Genomic DNA, 17,463 nt, shown 5'->3' with positions numbered 1-17,463 from the left:
TAATTTTGGCCGAGAGTCCACATCGCTTGCGTTCGATTCTGACTGGAGGTCAGAAAATGAACATCAAGAGCCTTCTTCTCGGCTCAGCTGCGGCCCTGATCGCAGTTTCGGGCGCCCGCGCCGCCGACGCGGTGACCGTCGCCGAGCCGGAACCGGCTGAATACGTCAAGATCTGCGACGTCTACGGCTCGGGCTACTTCTACATCCCCGGCACCGAGACCTGCCTGCGCGTCGGCGGTTATGTCCGTTACGACATCGGCGTCGGCGACGTCGGCTCGTTCGACGGCGCCAAGTCGTTCGACCATGAGGACGGCGATGAGCAGAGCACCTTCTACAAGAACACCCGCTTCACGCTGAAGACCTGGACCGGCCAGGAAACAGAGCTCGGCACGTTGAAGACCTACACCGAGACCCGCTTCAACTTCGGCAACCGCAACGGCTACCCATCGGCAGACGATCCGACCACGGCAGCGGATGAATTCAACAGCAATCCTGCCGGCAACAAGAACGTTTCGCTGAACTTCGCATGGATCCAGCTCGGTGGCCTCCGCGTCGGTAAGGACGAATCGGCCTTCGATACGTTCATCGGCTACGCCGGCAACGTCATCCAGGATACGATCGTCCCCTATGGCGACTTCGACACCAACGTCGTCCAGTACTATTTCGACGCCGGCAACGGCTTCTCGGCGGTGGTCTCGCTGGAAGAAGGTTCGGGCGTCGTCGGCACGATCGACAGCTACGTTCCGCATGTCGTCGGCGGCGTGAAGTGGACTCAAGGGTGGGGCGCCATCACCGGCGTTGTTGCTTACGACAGCAACTATGAAGAAGTCGCCGGCAAGGTTCGCCTGGATGTGAATGTCACCAACGAACTGTCGCTGTTCGGCATGTTCGGCTATGGCAGCGACGACAACCTCAACGACCCGACCTATGCCATCGGGGCCGGTGGTCGCGGCTTCTACAAGATCTGGGGCGGCAACTGGGCATTCTGGGCCGGTGGCACCTACAAGTTTAACGAGAAGACCTCGTTCAACCTCCAGGTGTCGGGTGACGAGGACAAGAACTACGGCGTGGCCGCGAACGTCGCTTACGACATCGTCCCCGGCTTTACGGTCACGGCCGAAGTCGATTGGGATCACTTCGGCAAGTTCGATGATTGGGTTTCGGGTGCCGACGTTGTCAACTTCACCGGCGCCGACAAGAAGAACAGCGTCGGCGGTCTGCTCCGCTTCCAGCGCTCGTTCTAACAGGCGTTGCCTGATCGAAATCGAAACCCGGCGGGCGATCGCCGGGTTTTTTGTAAATGGGCGCCATTAAATCAGGCCGTTACGACAGCACTCAATTCCTGACGGCCATGATCCGCCGGACATTGAACCGCCGACTGAAGCTAAGCTCAGGTGTCGGCCAGATCTCCCAAAGCGTCGATCAGGGGCTGGATCTCGCTTTCGTAATTCTTCCATCGCTTGACCGACGACTTGTAGATCGGCTGGCGAACCTGCCAATTGCTATAGGTGTTTACTGAGCCGTTCGTGTCAAAAAATCGGAGGCAGGCATCATTCCAGGGCAGGCAGCCCGAGATGATCGATGAGACGCCGTGACTGCGCCCCTTGGTCTTCAATCAACGATAAGTCCTGAGCCTCCTCCAGCCGTTTGGCCTGCTGATGCGCATAGGCTTGCCTCAACAGCACGTTGTCGGCCTGCGCGCTCGCAAGCAAATTTATTTTGAACGGGGCTGGCTTGCACCAATAGGTTTCGCCTGGCCGGCTTTGATGTGCTTGGACCAAGCAGGAGGCAGACCATTTTTCATGACACCTCGCTACCAAAAAAGAGGCGTTGGAATCCGGTCCGGGCCACGCCGCAAGCCATCACGGTCTCACCCACCTTGCACCCATTCCCCGCCCGCGCTAGCAAGAACCCCCCTTCTCAAGCGAGCCAATGCCATGCTTCGTCGCCCTTCCCTCACCCCGATCATCGGTGCGCTTCCCACCACTGTGCCGTTTGTCGGGCCGGAGGCGCAGGAGCGCGAGCGCGGGCGGCCTTTTCGCGCCCGCATCGGCGCCAATGAAAGCAGTTTCGGCCCTTCGCCGCGCGTCATCGCCCGCATGGAAGCCGTCGCGCGCGACCAGTGGATGTATTGCGACCCCGACAATTACGAGCTGAAGGTGGCGGCGGCCGCGCATCACGGCGTGGCCGTCGAAAACGTGGTCGTCGGCGAAGGCATCGATGGGCTGCTCGGCCTGGTGGCGCGCATGTATGTCGCGCCGGGCGACGCGGTCGTGACCTCGCTTGGCGCCTACCCCACCTTCAATTTCCATATCGCCGGCGTCGGCGGCCGGCTGGTGACGGTGCCCTATGCCAACGACAAGGAGAATCTGGACGGGCTCCTCGCCAAGGTTGTCAGCGAAAAAGCGCCGCTGGTCTACCTTTCCAATCCCGATAATCCGATGGGAAGCTGGTGGGAGGCGCCGGATGTCGTCCGCTTCATCGAGGCGCTGCCGGAAACCACCATGCTGGTGCTCGACGAGGCCTATGGTGAGTTGGGCCCAGCCTCGGCGCTGCCGGCGATCGATATCGCGCGGCCGAACGTCATCCGCATGCGCACCTTCTCCAAAGCCTACGGCCTGGCTGGCATACGCTGCGGCTACGCGGTTGCGGAAGCGGAGGTGATCCGCGACTTCGAGAAGATCCGCAACCATTACGGCGTCAGCCGCATGGCGCAGATTGCCGGCGTCGAGGCGCTTGCCGACCAGGATTACCTGCGCTCGGTGGTGGCGCGCGTGGCGGCAGGCCGCGAGCGCATTTCGACCATCGCCAGGCAGAACGACCTGAAGCCATTGCCGTCGGCAACCAACTTCGTCACCATCGATTGCGGCCGCGACGGCGCCTTCGCGCTGAAGGCGATGCAGAATCTCTTGTCGCGCGACGTGTTCATCCGCAAGCCGATGGCACCAAGGCTCGACCGCTGCCTAAGGGTCAGCGTCGGGCTCGACCATGAGCTCGACATCTTTGCCGAGGAACTGCCGGGCGCGCTCGCGGCGGCGCGGGGGAACTGACCGAACCCCGGCCCCTGTTTCCCGGGGAGCAGATCGGGCGATTCACATTCCCGCGGCTGCCAGCAGGCGTGCCACGCGCTTCAGCGCATCGGAAAGCTCAGCGGCTTGCTCGTCCTCGAGCTTGGCGGTCAGGCGGGCGAGATCGCGGTTCGTCGCCGCCTCGAGATCGACCAGCGCGGCCTTGCCGCGCCTGGTCAGCACAAGAACGGGCTGCCCGTTCTCCGGGTCGTCGCGCATTTCAACCAACCCCATGGCGGCGAACTTCCGAAGCACCCTCGTGAGATAGGCAGGGGCAAGGTTCAGTTCGCCGGCCAGCTCCGATACCGCAGGCGCGAGATCGAGGTGAAACATGCGTGCCAGCAGACCAGTCCGTCCGCCACCTGGTCGGGACTTGCGCCCGAGCTCGAACAGCACCCGAGCCTCGGTCAGCGTATAAGGGCTCTGCATCAAGGTCGCATCGAGCAGCCCAACCAGCCCGGTATAGAACCGGTTGAAGCGACGGATCTCATGGACCAGGGCCTCGTGCTGCATGCTGGGCCTCCTTGGGGCATTGCGTTCCGATAATTTCCCCATTGGTTGACTGAGTCAATTATTTAATCCGCCGGCGCCACCTATCCCTCAAACCGGTTGCATTTGACCCCTCGTGCGCCAGATTGATGGGGAAGATACTGGAGCGGACGATGCAGGATAAGCAAAGAGCCGTTCGGGCGCGTGTTTCCGGCACGGTGCAAGGTGTGAGCTACCGTGTCTGGACGCGTGGCGAGGCCATGCGTCTCGGGCTGACAGGCTGGGTCCGCAACGAGCGCGACGGCTCGGTCACGGCGCTGATTGCCGGCGCCGATGCCGCTGTCACGGCGATGATCGATCGCCTGTGGCAGGGGCCGCGCGGCGCGCTCGTCTCGAAGGTCGAGATCGAGGAAGCGGGCGACGACGCGCCGGCGGATTTCAGGAACATCGTCTAGCGCCATTCCTCGCCCCACGACAGTGGGGAGAGGTGGCGCGGCGAAGCCGCGACGGAGAGGGGAACAGCGCAATCTTGATGAATTTCAGAACAAACCCGCCCGCGCCGCAACCCCCGCTCCGTCTCGGGCTTCGCCCGAGCCACCTCTCCCCCCGCTTTGCGGGGGCGAGGAATTGCTCTCTTCCCACCTTGAATTAATTGAACGTTCGTTTTATTAGTGCTGTTGGAGGCGAATATGGCACGCACCACAGGCTCAGACGGGGAAAAGACCGAGGCGGCCGTCCGTGAGGCGGCGGTCAGCCTGATCGCGCGGCTGGGCTACGAGGCGATGTCGATGCGCCAGCTGGCGGCGGAGGTCGGCGTGCAGGCGGCAGCGCTCTACCGCTACTTCCCGACCAAGGAAGATCTGCTTTTCACCTTGATGCGAGAGCATATGGAAGGCCTGCTCAAGGCCTGGGAAGCGGCGCGGCCGGCGAGCGCCGATCCGGTCACCCGGCTTGCCGCCTATGTCGAGAACCACATCGCCTTCCACATCGAGCGGCGCCACGCCACCCATGTCTCCAACATGGAGTTGCGCAGCCTGTCGCATGAAAGACTGACACAGATCCTCAGGATGCGCACAGCCTATGAGAAGGAGCTGCGCACGATCCTGCGCGACGGCGTCGAAGCCGGCGCTTTCGAGCTCGACGATACAGGCCTGACCGCCATGGCGCTGATCCAGATGATGACCGGCGTCATCGTCTGGTTCCGTCCGGGCGAACGACTGTCGATCGCCGAAGTCACGGCATCATATCTTTCGATGACAATGCGCCTGGTCGGCGCGACAATCAGCCATGGCACCGCGCGTCCTTCCGGCCGCGCCGGAGACGCCGTGGCACTCTGATACAGGCATGATCCCGCGAAGACCGGGGTGTGCGCAGGGAGGAACGGCATGTACACGAAAACACTCAGCTTCGGACTTGATTCCGATATCGAGGCGCTGCGCGACACCGTGAGGCGCTTTGCCCAGGACAGGATCGCGCCGATCGCGGCGGAGATCGACCGTTCCAACGAATTCCCGACGCATCTGTGGGGCGAGCTCGGCGCGCTCGGCCTGCTCGGCATCACCGCCGATCCGGACTTCGGCGGCAGCGGCATGGGCTATCTCGCGCATGTGGTTGCAATGGAAGAAATCTCCCGCGCGTCCGCCTCCGTCGGCCTCTCCTACGGCGCGCATTCGAATCTCTGCGTCAACCAGATCAACCGCTGGGCCACTCCGGCGCAGAAGGAGAAGTACCTGCCTGCCCTTTGCTCGGGCGAAACCGTCGGCGCGCTGGCGATGTCGGAGCCCGGCGCCGGCTCCGACGTGGTGTCGCTCAGGCTGCGCGCCGAAAAGCGCAACGACCGCTATGTTCTTAACGGCTCGAAAATGTGGATCACCAACGGCCCCGACGCCGGAACGATGGTGGTCTATGCGAAGACCGATCCGGAGCGCCACTCGCGCGGCATCACCGCTTTCATCGTCGAAAAGACGATGGCTGGATTTTCGGTGGCACAGAAGCTCGACAAGCTCGGCATGCGCGGCTCCAATACCGGCGAGCTCGTCTTCGAGAATGTCGAGGTGCCGTTCGAGAACGTGCTGCATGAGGAAGGGCGCGGGGTCGAGGTGCTGATGTCGGGGCTCGACTATGAGCGCGCGGTGCTTTCCGGCGGGCCGATCGGGCTGATGGCGGCCTGCCTCGACGTCGCCGTGCCTTACGTGCACGAGCGCAAGCAGTTCGGCCAGCCGATCGGCACGTTCCAGCTGGTGCAGGGCAAGCTCGCCGACATGTACACGACGATGAACGCCGCGCGGGCTTACGTCTATGCGGTGGCGGCCGCCTGCGACCGCGGCGAGACCACGCGCAAGGACGCCGCCGGCTGCGTGCTCTTCGCGGCCGAAAAGGCCACGCAGATGGCGCTCGACGCGATCCAGCTTCTCGGCGGCAACGGCTATATCAACGATTACCCGACGGGACGGCTGCTGCGCGACGCCAAGCTCTACGAGATCGGCGCCGGCACCAGCGAGATCCGCCGCTGGCTGATCGGCCGAGAGATCATGGCGGAGGGGGTTTAGCATCCGTGGAAGACAGTGCTCTGTTGATTTTTCAAACACTAGGAACTGCCGGCACGCTAGCAGCTGGAATTGCGGCGTGGCTGACAGCCCGTGAAATGCATAAGCAAAGCAAAAACTCAGTTCGACCGCACCCTGTCTTGGTAGGGCGAATGTTTGAGCAAAAGAGCCCGTTCCAGCACGGGGAAACCGACACCTTTCTTGACATTGAGAATGTCGGACAGGGGCCAATGCTTGACGTATCAATTACTTGGGATCTTGATGCACTGTTAAAATCCATGCCAATAAATTTTACGATTGGACGGAATGGAACCACGCTTGAATACAAAGTGGATAAAGGAGTGTCATTTTATATGCTAGGCAGCGTAATAAATTTCAATAAATCCCACATCCAGACAAATGAAGGCACAAAAGTCAGAATACCTCACGTTGTAGTACATCTTACTAGTGAAATTATACACGATAACTTTAAAGACAACACCTTTGATAACTTTGATGATTCATATTTGTTTGCTAAGATAAAATTTAAAGATGTTTTCGAAAATACTTATATTTACTATTATAAAATAACCCTGTCGCTCATATCTTTTGAGAGAGGGAATGCAGAGTCCTCCTTCAGAGCTGAATGGAAGGTTCTGCAATCCCAGCACTTAGAGCTCTGAACGATGGCCACACTGCAAACCCAGATCTCCCCCTCCTCCGACACATTCCGCGCCAATGCCGAGCGCATGCGGGCGCTGGTCGACGACATCGCCGAGAAAGCGGCAAACATCGAGCGCGGCGGCTCGGATGAGGCGCGTGAGCGCCACCAAGGCCGCGGCAAGCTGTTGCCGCGCGAGCGGCTGGCGCAATTGCTCGACACCGGCTCGCCCTTCCTCGAAGTCGGGCAGTTCGCGGCCTGGTCGATGTATGGCGAGGATATTCCCGCCGCCGGCATCATCACCGGCATCGGCCGCGTCGAAGGCACCGAGGTGATGATCGTCGTCAACGACGCGACGGTGAAGGGCGGCACCTATTATCCGCTGACGGTGAAGAAGCATCTGAGGGCGCAGGAGATCGCGCTGCAGAACAATTTGCCTTGCGTCTATCTGGTCGACAGCGGCGGCGCCAACCTGCCCAACCAGGACGAGGTCTTCCCCGACCGCGAGCATTTCGGCCGCATCTTCTACAACCAGGCCAATATGTCGGCGGCCGGCATCCCACAGATCGCCTGCGTGATGGGTTCCTGTACGGCGGGCGGCGCCTATGTGCCGGCGATGTCGGACGAGACGATCATGGTGCGCAACCAGGCGACCATTTTTCTAGGCGGCCCGCCCCTGGTGAAGGCGGCCACCGGCGAGGATGTTAGCGCCGAGGAGCTCGGCGGCGCCGATGTCCATACCAGGCTTTCCGGCGTCGCCGACCACTACGCCATGGATGATGAACACGCCTTGGCCATTTGCCGGCGTATCGTCAAGAACTTGAATCGCAACAAGGGCGTAAGCCTCAATTTGCAGAAGCCGATTCAACCGCTTTACAATCCGCAGGAACTCTATGGCGTCGTGCCGACCGACCTGCGCCAACCCTATGACGTGCGCGAGGTGATCGCCCGCCTCGTCGACGGTTCGGAGTTCGACGAGTTCAAGCAGAACTACGGCACGACCCTGGTGACGGGCTTCGCCCATCTGCACGGCATGCCGATCGGCATTCTCGGCAACAATGGCGTGCTGTTTTCCGAAAGCGCGCTGAAGGGCGCGCATTTCATCGAGCTCTGCTGCCAGCGCGGCATTCCGCTGGTCTTCCTGCAGAACATCACCGGCTTCATGGTGGGCAGGAAATACGAGGCCGGCGGCATCGCCAAGGACGGCGCCAAGCTGGTGATGGCCGTCGCCACCGCGAAGGTGCCGAAGCTCACCGTGATCATCGGCGGCTCGTTCGGCGCCGGCAATTACGGCATGTGCGGCCGCGCCTATTCGCCCCGCTTCCTGTGGATGTGGCCGAACGCGCGCATTTCGGTGATGGGGGGCGAGCAGGCGGCAACCGTGCTCGCCATGGTCAAGCGCGAAGGCATCGAGCGCAAGGGCGGTGGGTGGAGCGCCGAGGAGGAAGCGAAATTCAGAAAGCCGATCCTGATGAAATACGAGCACGAGGGCCACCCGCTCTATTCCTCGGCAAGGCTCTGGGACGACGGCATCATCGATCCGGCCAAGACCCGCGATGTGCTGGCGCTCAGCCTCTCCGCCGCGCTCAATGCCGGCATCGAGGAAACGAAGTTCGGCGTGTTCAGGATGTGACGATGAGCATCAGCGACCGGATCCGCATCCACACCGGCGACATCACCAGGCTTGCGGTCGACGCCATCGTCAATGCCGCCAATTCGTCGCTGCTCGGCGGCGGCGGCGTCGATGGCGCCATCCATCGCGCGGCGGGACCCGAGCTCGTCGCCGAATGCCGCATGCTTCATGGCTGCAAGACCGGCGACGCCAAGCTGACCAGGGGCTACCGCCTGCCGGCGCGCTATGTCATCCACACGGTCGGTCCGGTCTGGCAAGGCGGCGGCCAGGGCGAGGCCGAGCTGCTCGCCTCGTGCTATCGGCGCTCGCTCGAAGTCGCACTCGGCCATGATTGCCGGACGGTGGCGTTTCCGGCGATCTCGACCGGTATCTACGGCTATCCGAAGGACTCTGCGACCGGCATTGCCATCGGCGCTGTGAACGACTTCCTGCGGCAAAATACTGTGCCGGAGATGGTTACTTTCTGCTGCTTCGATGAGGCCATGGCGGAGCTATACCGACGGGTCGTTGCCGCCATTGGGGAGAGCTGACCTTGATGACCAAAAAGACTGCTCAAGCGACGATCTCCGTAGAGCACTCCCTTGGTAAGGGAGTGGTCCATAATGTTGAGCGAAAGCCTGTCCGGAGGGCCGGCGGGACAGCGCCCCCCTCTGTCCTGCCGGACATCTCCCCCACAAGGGGGGAGATCAGACGTCGCGCCGGCTTTCGCCAATCGCCATCGTTGAAAAAAGGACGACAGCGCCAAAGCTGCCAATCTCCCCCCAAGTGGGGGAGATGTCCGGCAGGACAGAGGGGGGGCGCGAAGGAACGCCGACCTCGCTCAAAGCATACTCTGGCTGCGGAGGTTCCATGTTCGGCAAGATCCTGATCGCCAATCGCGGCGAGATCGCCTGTCGGGTCATCCGCACCGCCCGGAAGCTCGGCGTGCGCACCGTGGCCGTCTATTCCGACGCTGACGCCCGCGCCTTGCATGTCGAGATGGCCGACGAGGCTGTGCATATCGGCCCCTCGCCTGTCGGTGAAAGCTATCTGCGCGGCGACAAGATCGTTGCCGCGGCGCTCGCCACCGGCGCAGAGGCGATCCATCCCTGCTACGGCTTCCTGTCGGAGAATCCGGGCTTCGTCGACCAGGTGACGGCGGCAGGCCTCGTCTTCATCGGTCCGAGCGCCGCCTCGATCCGCGCCATGGGACTGAAGGATGCCGCCAAGCGGCTGATGGAGACGGCCGGCGTGCCTGTCGTACCCGGCTATCACGGCGAGGCGCAGGAGATTGTGCTGCTCGCTTCCAAGGCGCGCGAAATCGGCTACCCTGTTCTGATCAAGGCGCGCGCCGGCGGCGGCGGCAAGGGCATGCGGCGCGTCGACCACCCCGACGATTTCTCCGAAGCGCTGTCAGGCGCGCGCCGCGAAGCAAAAGCGGCGTTCGGAGACGACCGCGTGCTGGTGGAAAAATATGTCGACAAGCCGCGCCATGTCGAAGTGCAGGTCTTCGGCGACAATTTCGGCAATGCCGTGCATCTTTTCGAACGCGACTGCTCGGCGCAGCGCCGCCACCAGAAGGTGATCGAGGAAGCCCCTGCCCCGGGCATGACGCCCGCGCTGCGCAAGGCGATGACGGAGGCCGCCGTGAAGGCCGCCAAGGCGATCAACTATTCGGGCGCCGGCACCATCGAGTTCATCGTCGATGCTTCGGAAGGACTGAAAGCCGACCGCTTCTGGTTCATGGAGATGAACACGCGGCTGCAGGTCGAGCACCCGGTCACCGAAATGGTCACCGGCGTAGACCTTGTCGAATGGCAGTTGCGCGTCGCGTCCGGCGAAAAACTGCCGAAGACGCAAGGCGAGATCGCGCTTTCCGGCCACGCTTTCGAGGCGCGCCTCTATGCCGAGGACGCCGCGAAAGGCTTCCTGCCGGCGACAGGCACGCTGCATCATCTGAAATTCCCAGACGCGCCGCCGGGAGGCGCCACAATGCGCATCGAGACCGGCGTGCGCGCCGGCGATGCGATCTCGCCCTTCTATGATCCGATGATCGCCAAGCTGGTGGTGCACGGCAAGGACAGGACCGCCGCGCTAGGCGCGTTGCGCGAGACGCTGGCGCGGACGGAAGTGGCGGGCTCAACCGTCAACACCGCCTTCCTGGCGGCGCTCGCGGCCGACGCCGATTTCGCGGCGGGCGATGTCGATACCGGGTTGATCGGCAGGCATCAGGAAGCGCTCACCGCGATCCCCGCGCCGAGCGACGAGACGATCGCCGCCGCGGCGCTGGCCGCGACCGACGCCGGCGCGCCAGGTGCGGCCGCCGATCCGTGGTCGACGCTTTCAGGCTACGCGCATTTCCACACGCTTGCGCGCCGCATCCGCCTGCGCCATGGCGAGGAGAACATTCTGGCCAGGGTTTCGGCACGGCCGGACGGGCGTTTCCAGGTGGCGCTGGAGGCGCCGCATGATGCGGTGAACACGCATGATCTGAGGACCATGCCGCACACGGCCCGCTGGCCCGGCCACGTCACCGTCTTCGAGGGCGCCGTCGGCTACACCTTCACGGTTCCCGACCCGCTCGCCAAGGCTGACGAGGCGGGAGCTGCCTCGGGCAGCCTGCGCGCGCCGATGCCGGGGCTGGTCAAGCTGGTGCGGGCCGCGGCCGGCGATGCGGTGATCAAGGGCCAGCCGCTTCTGATCCTCGAGGCGATGAAGATGGAGCACTTGATCGCCGCCCCGCATGATGGGGTGATCGCCGAAATCGCGGCCGAGGGAGCGCAGGTCAGCGACGGCACCGTGCTGGTGCGGTTCGCGGAGGACGGCCAGGGCTAGAGCGTTTCACCGTTTCACGGAAACGGCGAACCGCTCTATCTCTTTGTTTTGACGCAATTCCTGACGGAAAACCGCTCACACTTTTCCTGGAATTGCTCAAAACGAAAATGGCCGGGACGAGCCCGGCCACCTTCGCACAAACAATACCGACTTACTGCTGGATCGGCGCGTATTTGCCGTCGTGCCACTGGTTGATGTCGTAGCTGGCGTTCTTGAGGTCGCCCTTCTCGTCGAAGATGACATCGCCGACGACGGTGCTGATCGGCTTGCCATCCTTCAGCGCCTCGGCGACCTTGGCCGGATCGTCGGTGCCGGCGCGCTTGACGCCTTCGGCGACGGCTTGGATCACGGCATAGGAGAACAGCGTGAAGCCTTCCGGGGTGAAGCCGCCGGCCTTGATCTTGGCGACCGCGTCCTTGGCTTCGGGCTTGGCCTGCGGGTCCGACGGGAAGACGAACATGGTGCCTTCACCGGCCGGACCGGCGACCTGCCAGAATTCCGGCGAGGCGATCGAGTCCGGCATGATCAGCTGGAACTTGACGTTCTGCTCGGCCGCCTGGCGCAGGATGAGACCCGCCTCGGGGTGGTAGCCGCCGAAATAGACGACGTCGGCCTTGAGTTCCTTCAGCTTGGTGACGAGGGCCGAATAGTCCTTCTCGCCGGCATTGATGCCTTCATAGTCGACCTCCTTGAGGCCGCCGGCATTCATCGTCGCCTTGACGGCGTCGGCAACGCCCTGGCCATAGGCGCTCTTGTCGTGGAGGACGACGACGTTCTTGCCAGCGTACTTCTTGGCGATCCACGGGCCGATGAAGGCGCCCTGCGCGTCGTCGCGCGTGTAAAGGCGCATGATGGTCGGCCAGCCGGACTTCGCCGCGGCATCGGTCAGCACCGGGTTGGACGAGGCCGGGCTCATCATCAGCGTGCCGGCCTCGGCATAGACGGCCGAGGCCGGAATGCTCGAGCCCGAGCATGCATGGCCGTCGACGAACTTGACGCCGTTGGCGACGATGCGGTTGGCGACCGAAACCGCCTGCTTCGGATCGCACTGGTCGTCCTCGATGTCGAGCTTGATCTGCGAGCCGTTGACGCCGCCGGCGGCGTTGATGGCGTCGGCGGCGGCCTGCGCGCCCTGCTTGAACTGGTCACCGATGGTGGCGAGCTGGCCGGTCATCGGGCCGACCACCGAAATGGTGATGTCGTCGGCGAAGGCAACCGGGGCGCTCATCATCAGACCAAATGCAGCCGCGCTCAAAATACCCAATTTTTTCATGACGATAGAACTCCTCCACTAGTGCGCGGCGGCATGGCCGCGCTTCTTTCACAGAGCCGGGACAATTTCACTCTTCCCCGAAACTGTCGAGAGGACAGCAAGGCCGGTTTTGGTTCATTCCGCCGAGGATTTCTTGGGCCAAGCGCGTGATTACCAAGCGTAATGCAAAAAGCCGCGCCGACCTTGTTTCGGTCGGTCGCGGCTTTTGCAGTCGAGCTCCCCGGACGCCCCCGCGCCTGAAACCCGCTCGCTTCCCTGTTTAGTCGCACGGCTTTGCCTTTATTGGCCTGCCGCGTTCTTGGTCTTGTGGGCCGGGCCGTCTTTCGCGGCCTTGTCTCTTAATCCTTCGGACCTAAGTCCGCAGGATCAGTGCATCGTCATCCATTCGCGGGCTTCGCGCAGCGCCATGGCGATCTCCACCTTCGACATGGTGGCCGACAGTTCCGAGCGCAGCTCGGCGGCGCGGACCGAACCCTTGATCGCGGCGATGTTGAACCATTTGTGGGCGGCAACGACGTCGGTCTCGCAATCGCGGCCGGTCGCATACATCATGCCCAGTTCGAAAAGAATGTCGGCCTGGGCAGTTGCCCCCATGGCGCCGAAGCCGTCTTCAAGCATTTCAAAACGTGCCATTTCAATCCCCTGTCTGGCTCCCGAGAGCTGCCTCCTTCTGTCCCTTGATTTCCCTCGGGGCGGGCCGCTCTTTCGATGCTTTCGAGGATGAAGCCTGGCCTTGAATCCGTCGTTAAATGGCTTGCTTAATTTGAAGAAAACAAAGCTAAAACAAGAGGTAAACGCTGAAATTCGTTAAGCATGGGAATCCAGCGTTTCAGCCATTTTGCGTCAAATTCGATGAAAATTGGCGAGAGCGGAATCAAGACTTCGCTAACCACGGGAACCGAAGCGTTTTTCGGGTCCCGTTTATTTTCGGCCATCCGCGAAGCGAAAAACCTAGCAACCTTCCGTGGCGGCACCGCTTTCGTTTTGGCGGGAGCTGGATTAGCTTTACCTTTGCGTAAGGGACTGGAAGGCGGACCGGAGCCCGCCGCATGCCCATTGGGAGGAGGACAAGATGTTTCGAAAGACGAGCCTGGCCCTCGCGGCCACTATGATCATGGCCGGCGCTGCGCTGGCGGACCCGATCGAAGGCAACTGGAAGACGCAAGCCGGCGACACCGCGGCGATCGGCGGCAGCGGCTCCTTCTCCATTACACTCACAACCGGCAAATATGCGGGCAAGACGATCGGTTCGCTGAAGGCGACTGGCGACAACAAATATGCCGGCAGCATCACCGATCCGGCGAACGACAAGACCTATTCCGGCAAGGCGACGCTCTCGGGCACTTCGCTGAAGATGAGCGGCTGTGTGCTCGGCGGCCTGATCTGCAAGAGCCAGACCTGGCACAAGCTGTAAACTGACCTTTTGGTGTCATCCGAGACGGGGCCCGAGCGGCCCCGTTTTCTTTTGCAGCGGCAGGCGCTCCGCCGAACGGCCTTGTCACCGCGGTGGCTCGAGACCTCGTCAATCAATTTGAACCGCAGATGAATGCAGGTCTCAGAACCGGTTCAGAGGCTTTTTGGCATTCTCTCCCGCATTGAAGGAGAGAGAAATGCTTGCCCGTCGCTTCACCATCGTCTGCCTGCTGATGAGCCTGTTCGGCATGTTCTTCGCCATCCTGGTGGCCGAGGGCAGCCACTCGGCCCGCTTGTGGGAACGGCCCGTGGTTTCATTCTCGGCTCCGTGAACCAAGTGACGCGCTGAAGCGACAAAGTTGAAGATCGACCACATTGAAAATCGGGACACCACGAAAATGAACCGCATCGCCGCCACCACAACGAAGATTCTCCGGCTGCTGCCGCGGGCGACGCTCATCCTCATGCTGCTCGCCGCCCCAGTGCTGGCGGTGCCGATGATGCGCGCCGACACCGGCCACCGGATCGAAGCGCCGGCGAACAAGAACAGGAGCGTCGGCTTTGTGCTGCTGGTCAGCCTGCAGCGCGGGCAAGCTCTATAGAGTGTCGGATGGCGCGACCGGCTCGTAGCCAGCGCGCCTTAAACACATCCGAAGAAAATCGACGCTGTCGGCTCCCGCGGCCCCGCTTTCCCCTCCCAACCGCTGTTCCAAATCTCTATATTGAGACATGGAAAAGCGAATCTACCCCCAAGCCATCGAATCGGTCGTCATGCCGGAGCCCTTCGGCGCGCAGGACTTCCACGACGCCAAAAAGGCCGTCGCGGCGCTGCAGGCGCTCTACGACCGCAACACCAAATTCCTGCGCGATGCCTTCGCAGCCCTTGCCGCGGGTGGTGACGAGAGCAAGCGCTACCGGGCCTTCTATCCGCAGATCGGCGTCACCACGACCTCGTTCAGCCAGGTCGACTCGCGCCAGGCCTATGGCCATATGCCGACGCCCGGGCATTTCGCCACCACCATCACCCAGCCGCAACTGTTCGAGAACTACCTCATCGAGCAGCTTCGCCTCATCATGCGCAACCACGGCGTGACGGTGTCGGTGTCGGAATCGACGACGCCCATTCCACTGCATTTCGCCTTCCTGGAAGGCACCTATGTCGACGGCGCCGCCGCCGAGCGCATCAAGCGGCCGATCCGCGACCTGTTCGACGTGCCGGACCTCGACGGCACCGACGACCAGATCGCCAACGGCACGTTCGAGGTGGCGTTCGGCGAGCCGCGGCCACTGGCGCCGTTCACCGCGCAGCGCATCGACTATTCGCTGCACCGCATGACGCATTACACGGCGACCAGCCCGCAGCACTTCCAGAATTTCGTGCTGTTCACCAACTACCAGTTCTATATCGACGAGTTCGTGGCGCGGGCCCGCGAATTGATGGAGAATGGTGGTGGCGGCTACGGTGAGTTCGTCGAACCGGGCAATGTCGTGACCAAGGCGGGAGCCGGAGCGCCGAGCGAAGGCATGCCGCCGCAGCGCCTGCCGCAAATGCCTGCCTATCACTTGAAGAAGCCAGGCCATGGCGGCATCACCATGGTCAATATCGGCGTCGGCCCCTCAAACGCCAAGACGATCACCGACCATATCGCGGTGCTTCGCCCGCATGCCTGGGTCATGCTCGGCCATTGCGCGGGCCTGCGCAACACGCAGGCGCTTGGTGATTATGTTCTGGCGCATGCCTATGTGCGCGAGGACCATGTGCTGGACGACGATTTGCCGGTCTGGGTGCCGATCCCGCCGCTGGCCGAGATCCAGGTGGCGCTGCAGGAGGCGGTCGCCGAAGTCACCGGCCTTTCCGGCTACGACCTCAAGCGCATCATGCGCACCGGCACCGTCGCTACCATCGACAACCGCAACTGGGAACTGCGCGACCAGCGCGGACCGGTGCAGCGCCTGTCGCAGTCGCGCGCCATCGCGCTCGACATGGAATCGGCCACCATCGCCGCCAACGGCTTCCGCTTCCGCGTGCCTTACGGCACGCTGCTATGCGTCTCCGACAAGCCGCTCCATGGCGAACTGAAGCTCCCCGGCATGGCGACCGAGTTCTACAAGCGGCAGGTGGCGCAGCATCTCACCATCGGTATCAAGGCGATGGAGAAGCTTGCCGAAATGCCGATGGAGCGGCTGCATTCGCGCAAGCTCAGAAGTTTCTCGGAAACGGCATTCCAGTAAGCGCCGCCGAAACCGGCGAGGCAATCGGTCGTCTTGCGCGAGCCGCAATTTGGCCGATAAGCAATCCGGACGGATAGCGTGGAGCAATTTCTGGAAAAGTGCGCGGCGGTTTTCCGCCCGAAATTGCGTCGGAACAAAGGGACAGCTATTTCGCCGCTTCACGGCGAAATAGCTGGGCGGTCGGAGCAGATGACAACGGGCGGTGCACGCTTGAGCATGATGGTTCAGCTGACATTCCTGGCGATGACGGCATTCTCGGCCGCGCTGCTGGCCGGGTTCTTCGGCACGCTGCATCCGGCCTTCGATTCCTTCTCGCATTTCCGCATACATCTGAGCGTGCTGACGGTACTGCTCGCGCTGCCGCTGCTTGCCGGCCCCTATCGGCTGCAGGCCGTCGCGGCGCTGGTCTTCGCCATTGCCTGCCTCGCCACGACCACGAGCGCGCTGCCTAGATGGTCGACGCAACAAGCGGTCGCGAAGCCTGCCGACCGGATCGTCTACAGCCTGCTGCAGATGAACCTGCGCTTCAACAACCCGACGCCGAAGAAGGTGCTGTCGCTGATCGGCCGGACCAATCCGGACGTCATCACGCTCGACGAAGTGTCCGGCATGTGGGCGAAAGAGCTCAGCTATATTGCCGGCGCCTATCCCTATCGCATCCTGTGCGACTATCCCAACGGCATATTCGGCGTGGCGCTGCTGTCGCGCCGTCCGTTCGCCGCCGGCACCGCGCCGCGTTGCGAGCCGCGCGGGGCGATGGCAACCGCCGCGATCGATTTCAACGGCGTTCCGGTTGACGTCGCCGCGATCCATCTGAGCTGGCCGTGGCCGAAGGAGCAGCACTGGCAGATCGGCGAGCTGGCGGAGCCGCTGGCAGCGCTCGGCGAAACCGCCATCATGGCCGGCGACTGCAATGCGGTGCCGTGGAGCGCGGCGGTGCGGCGGGTGGCGCGGCTCAGCGGCATGACGCTGATGCCCTCGGCCGGCCCGACCTGGATCCACCGCAAGTTGCCGGACTTCCTGCGCCGCTATGCCGGCCTGCCGATCGACCAGGTGTTCAGCAAGGGCGGGGTGACGATCCTCTCGTCGGCCCGCCTGGAAGACACGGGCTCCGACCATCTGCCGGTGCTGGTCGAATTCACCCTGCCGCCCGCAAGCGACCCGCCCGAGGACGAACACAAGTCGGCGCTGGCGGCGAATGGTCTCTTGAACAAGCCGCGTAGCTAGATGTGGAGCCTCAATAGGTTGTCCTTGGTCAGTCCGAGGCGGCTGATAGGTGGTTTTGATTTTAAGCTGCCGTGTGGCCTATGCCAATTGTAGCGGTGAAGCCATCGCGGCAGCTCCGCAGTGCGCTC

General features: G+C 62.6%; 18 protein-coding genes and 1 pseudogene. 14 read left to right on the top strand and 5 right to left on the bottom strand.

The window, feature by feature from the left end:
- Positions 1–56: 56 nt before the first annotated feature.
- Positions 57–1,244, top strand: coding sequence for a porin (locus EN852_RS34060; RefSeq protein WP_095766919.1), 1,188 nt, complete (start codon positions 57–59; stop codon positions 1,242–1,244).
- A gap of 146 nt (positions 1,245–1,390) precedes the next feature.
- Here EN852_RS34060 and EN852_RS34055 read toward each other — a convergent pair.
- A pseudogene (locus tag EN852_RS34055) lies at positions 1,391–1,622 on the bottom strand (sulfotransferase); the annotation flags it as partial.
- 315 nt (positions 1,623–1,937) lie between these two features.
- Here EN852_RS34055 and EN852_RS34050 point away from each other — a divergent pair.
- The gene (locus tag EN852_RS34050; RefSeq protein WP_127880115.1) at positions 1,938–3,050 is read left to right on the top strand and encodes a pyridoxal phosphate-dependent aminotransferase; all 1,113 of its coding nucleotides are present in this window, start codon (positions 1,938–1,940) and stop codon (positions 3,048–3,050) included.
- A 42-nt stretch (positions 3,051–3,092) separates the two neighbouring features.
- Here EN852_RS34050 and EN852_RS34045 read toward each other — a convergent pair whose 3' ends face one another.
- The gene (locus EN852_RS34045; RefSeq protein ID WP_127880114.1) at positions 3,093–3,581 is read right to left on the bottom strand and encodes a MarR family transcriptional regulator; all 489 of its coding nucleotides are present in this window, start codon (positions 3,579–3,581) and stop codon (positions 3,093–3,095) included.
- Between the two features lie 149 nt (positions 3,582–3,730).
- Between EN852_RS34045 and EN852_RS34040 the strand changes: the two genes are divergently transcribed.
- From EN852_RS34040 to EN852_RS34005, 7 genes are all read left to right on the top strand, one after another.
- A complete protein-coding gene (locus tag EN852_RS34040) occupies positions 3,731–4,012 on the top strand; it encodes an acylphosphatase (protein WP_127880113.1) in 282 nt (93 codons plus the stop codon).
- Positions 4,013–4,246: 234 nt separating this feature from the next.
- Positions 4,247–4,894: a TetR/AcrR family transcriptional regulator gene (locus tag EN852_RS34035; RefSeq protein ID WP_127880112.1), complete on the top strand. Its 648-nt coding sequence runs from the start codon at positions 4,247–4,249 to the stop codon at positions 4,892–4,894.
- 48 nt (positions 4,895–4,942) lie between these two features.
- On the top strand, positions 4,943–6,106 hold the full coding sequence (locus EN852_RS34030; RefSeq protein WP_127880111.1) for an isovaleryl-CoA dehydrogenase: 1,164 nt from the start codon (positions 4,943–4,945) through the stop codon (positions 6,104–6,106).
- Positions 6,107–6,111: 5 nt separating this feature from the next.
- Entirely contained in the window at positions 6,112–6,765 is a 654-nt protein-coding gene (locus EN852_RS34025) for a hypothetical protein (protein ID WP_127880110.1), read from the top strand.
- 3 nt (positions 6,766–6,768) lie between these two features.
- Positions 6,769–8,376 carry a carboxyl transferase domain-containing protein gene (locus EN852_RS34020; protein ID WP_127880109.1) on the top strand — a complete coding sequence of 536 codons (1,608 nt, stop codon included), beginning with the start codon at positions 6,769–6,771 and terminating at the stop codon, positions 8,374–8,376.
- A gap of 2 nt (positions 8,377–8,378) precedes the next feature.
- Positions 8,379–8,906 (top strand): O-acetyl-ADP-ribose deacetylase, encoded by a 528-nt coding sequence (locus EN852_RS34015; protein ID WP_127880108.1) that lies wholly within the window; start codon positions 8,379–8,381, stop codon positions 8,904–8,906.
- A 319-nt stretch (positions 8,907–9,225) separates the two neighbouring features.
- On the top strand, positions 9,226–11,190 hold the full coding sequence (locus tag EN852_RS34005; RefSeq protein ID WP_127880106.1) for an acetyl/propionyl/methylcrotonyl-CoA carboxylase subunit alpha: 1,965 nt from the start codon (positions 9,226–9,228) through the stop codon (positions 11,188–11,190).
- Positions 11,191–11,341: 151 nt separating this feature from the next.
- Here EN852_RS34005 and EN852_RS34000 read toward each other — a convergent pair whose 3' ends face one another.
- Positions 11,342–12,463, bottom strand: a complete 1,122-nt coding sequence (locus tag EN852_RS34000) for an ABC transporter substrate-binding protein (protein ID WP_127880105.1) — start codon at positions 12,461–12,463, stop codon at positions 11,342–11,344.
- Between the two features lie 366 nt (positions 12,464–12,829).
- Positions 12,830–13,096 (bottom strand): sel1 repeat family protein, encoded by a 267-nt coding sequence (locus EN852_RS33995; protein ID WP_042639605.1) that lies wholly within the window; start codon positions 13,094–13,096, stop codon positions 12,830–12,832.
- Between the two features lie 439 nt (positions 13,097–13,535).
- On the opposite strand from EN852_RS33995, the gene EN852_RS33990 reads away from it, so the two are divergent.
- The 5 genes from EN852_RS33990 (at position 13,536) to EN852_RS33975 (ending at position 17,335) form a co-directional block, all read left to right on the top strand.
- A complete protein-coding gene (locus EN852_RS33990) occupies positions 13,536–13,877 on the top strand; it encodes a DUF2147 domain-containing protein (protein WP_127867208.1) in 342 nt (113 codons plus the stop codon).
- A 196-nt stretch (positions 13,878–14,073) separates the two neighbouring features.
- The gene (locus tag EN852_RS43275; RefSeq protein ID WP_281407818.1) at positions 14,074–14,208 is read left to right on the top strand and encodes a hypothetical protein; all 135 of its coding nucleotides are present in this window, start codon (positions 14,074–14,076) and stop codon (positions 14,206–14,208) included.
- Positions 14,209–14,274: 66 nt separating this feature from the next.
- On the top strand, positions 14,275–14,478 hold the full coding sequence (locus EN852_RS33985; protein WP_127306839.1) for a hypothetical protein: 204 nt from the start codon (positions 14,275–14,277) through the stop codon (positions 14,476–14,478).
- A gap of 169 nt (positions 14,479–14,647) precedes the next feature.
- Entirely contained in the window at positions 14,648–16,108 is a 1,461-nt protein-coding gene (locus EN852_RS33980; protein WP_246694481.1) for an AMP nucleosidase, read from the top strand.
- A 216-nt stretch (positions 16,109–16,324) separates the two neighbouring features.
- Complete coding sequence (locus EN852_RS33975; RefSeq protein WP_127880116.1) at positions 16,325–17,335, top strand: endonuclease/exonuclease/phosphatase family protein; 1,011 nt, start codon at positions 16,325–16,327, stop codon at positions 17,333–17,335.
- Here EN852_RS33975 and EN852_RS33970 read toward each other — a convergent pair.
- A partial coding sequence (locus EN852_RS33970; RefSeq protein WP_135879559.1) for an integrase core domain-containing protein occupies positions 17,332–17,463 on the bottom strand: 132 nt, incomplete at its 5' end. The two genes, EN852_RS33975 and EN852_RS33970, sit on opposite strands and share 4 nt — an antisense overlap.

This window comes from Mesorhizobium sp. M2E.F.Ca.ET.209.01.1.1 (genome assembly GCF_004010375.2).
Lineage (GTDB): Bacteria > Pseudomonadota > Alphaproteobacteria > Rhizobiales > Rhizobiaceae > Mesorhizobium.
This window is presented reverse-complemented; position numbering and strand designations above follow the sequence as displayed.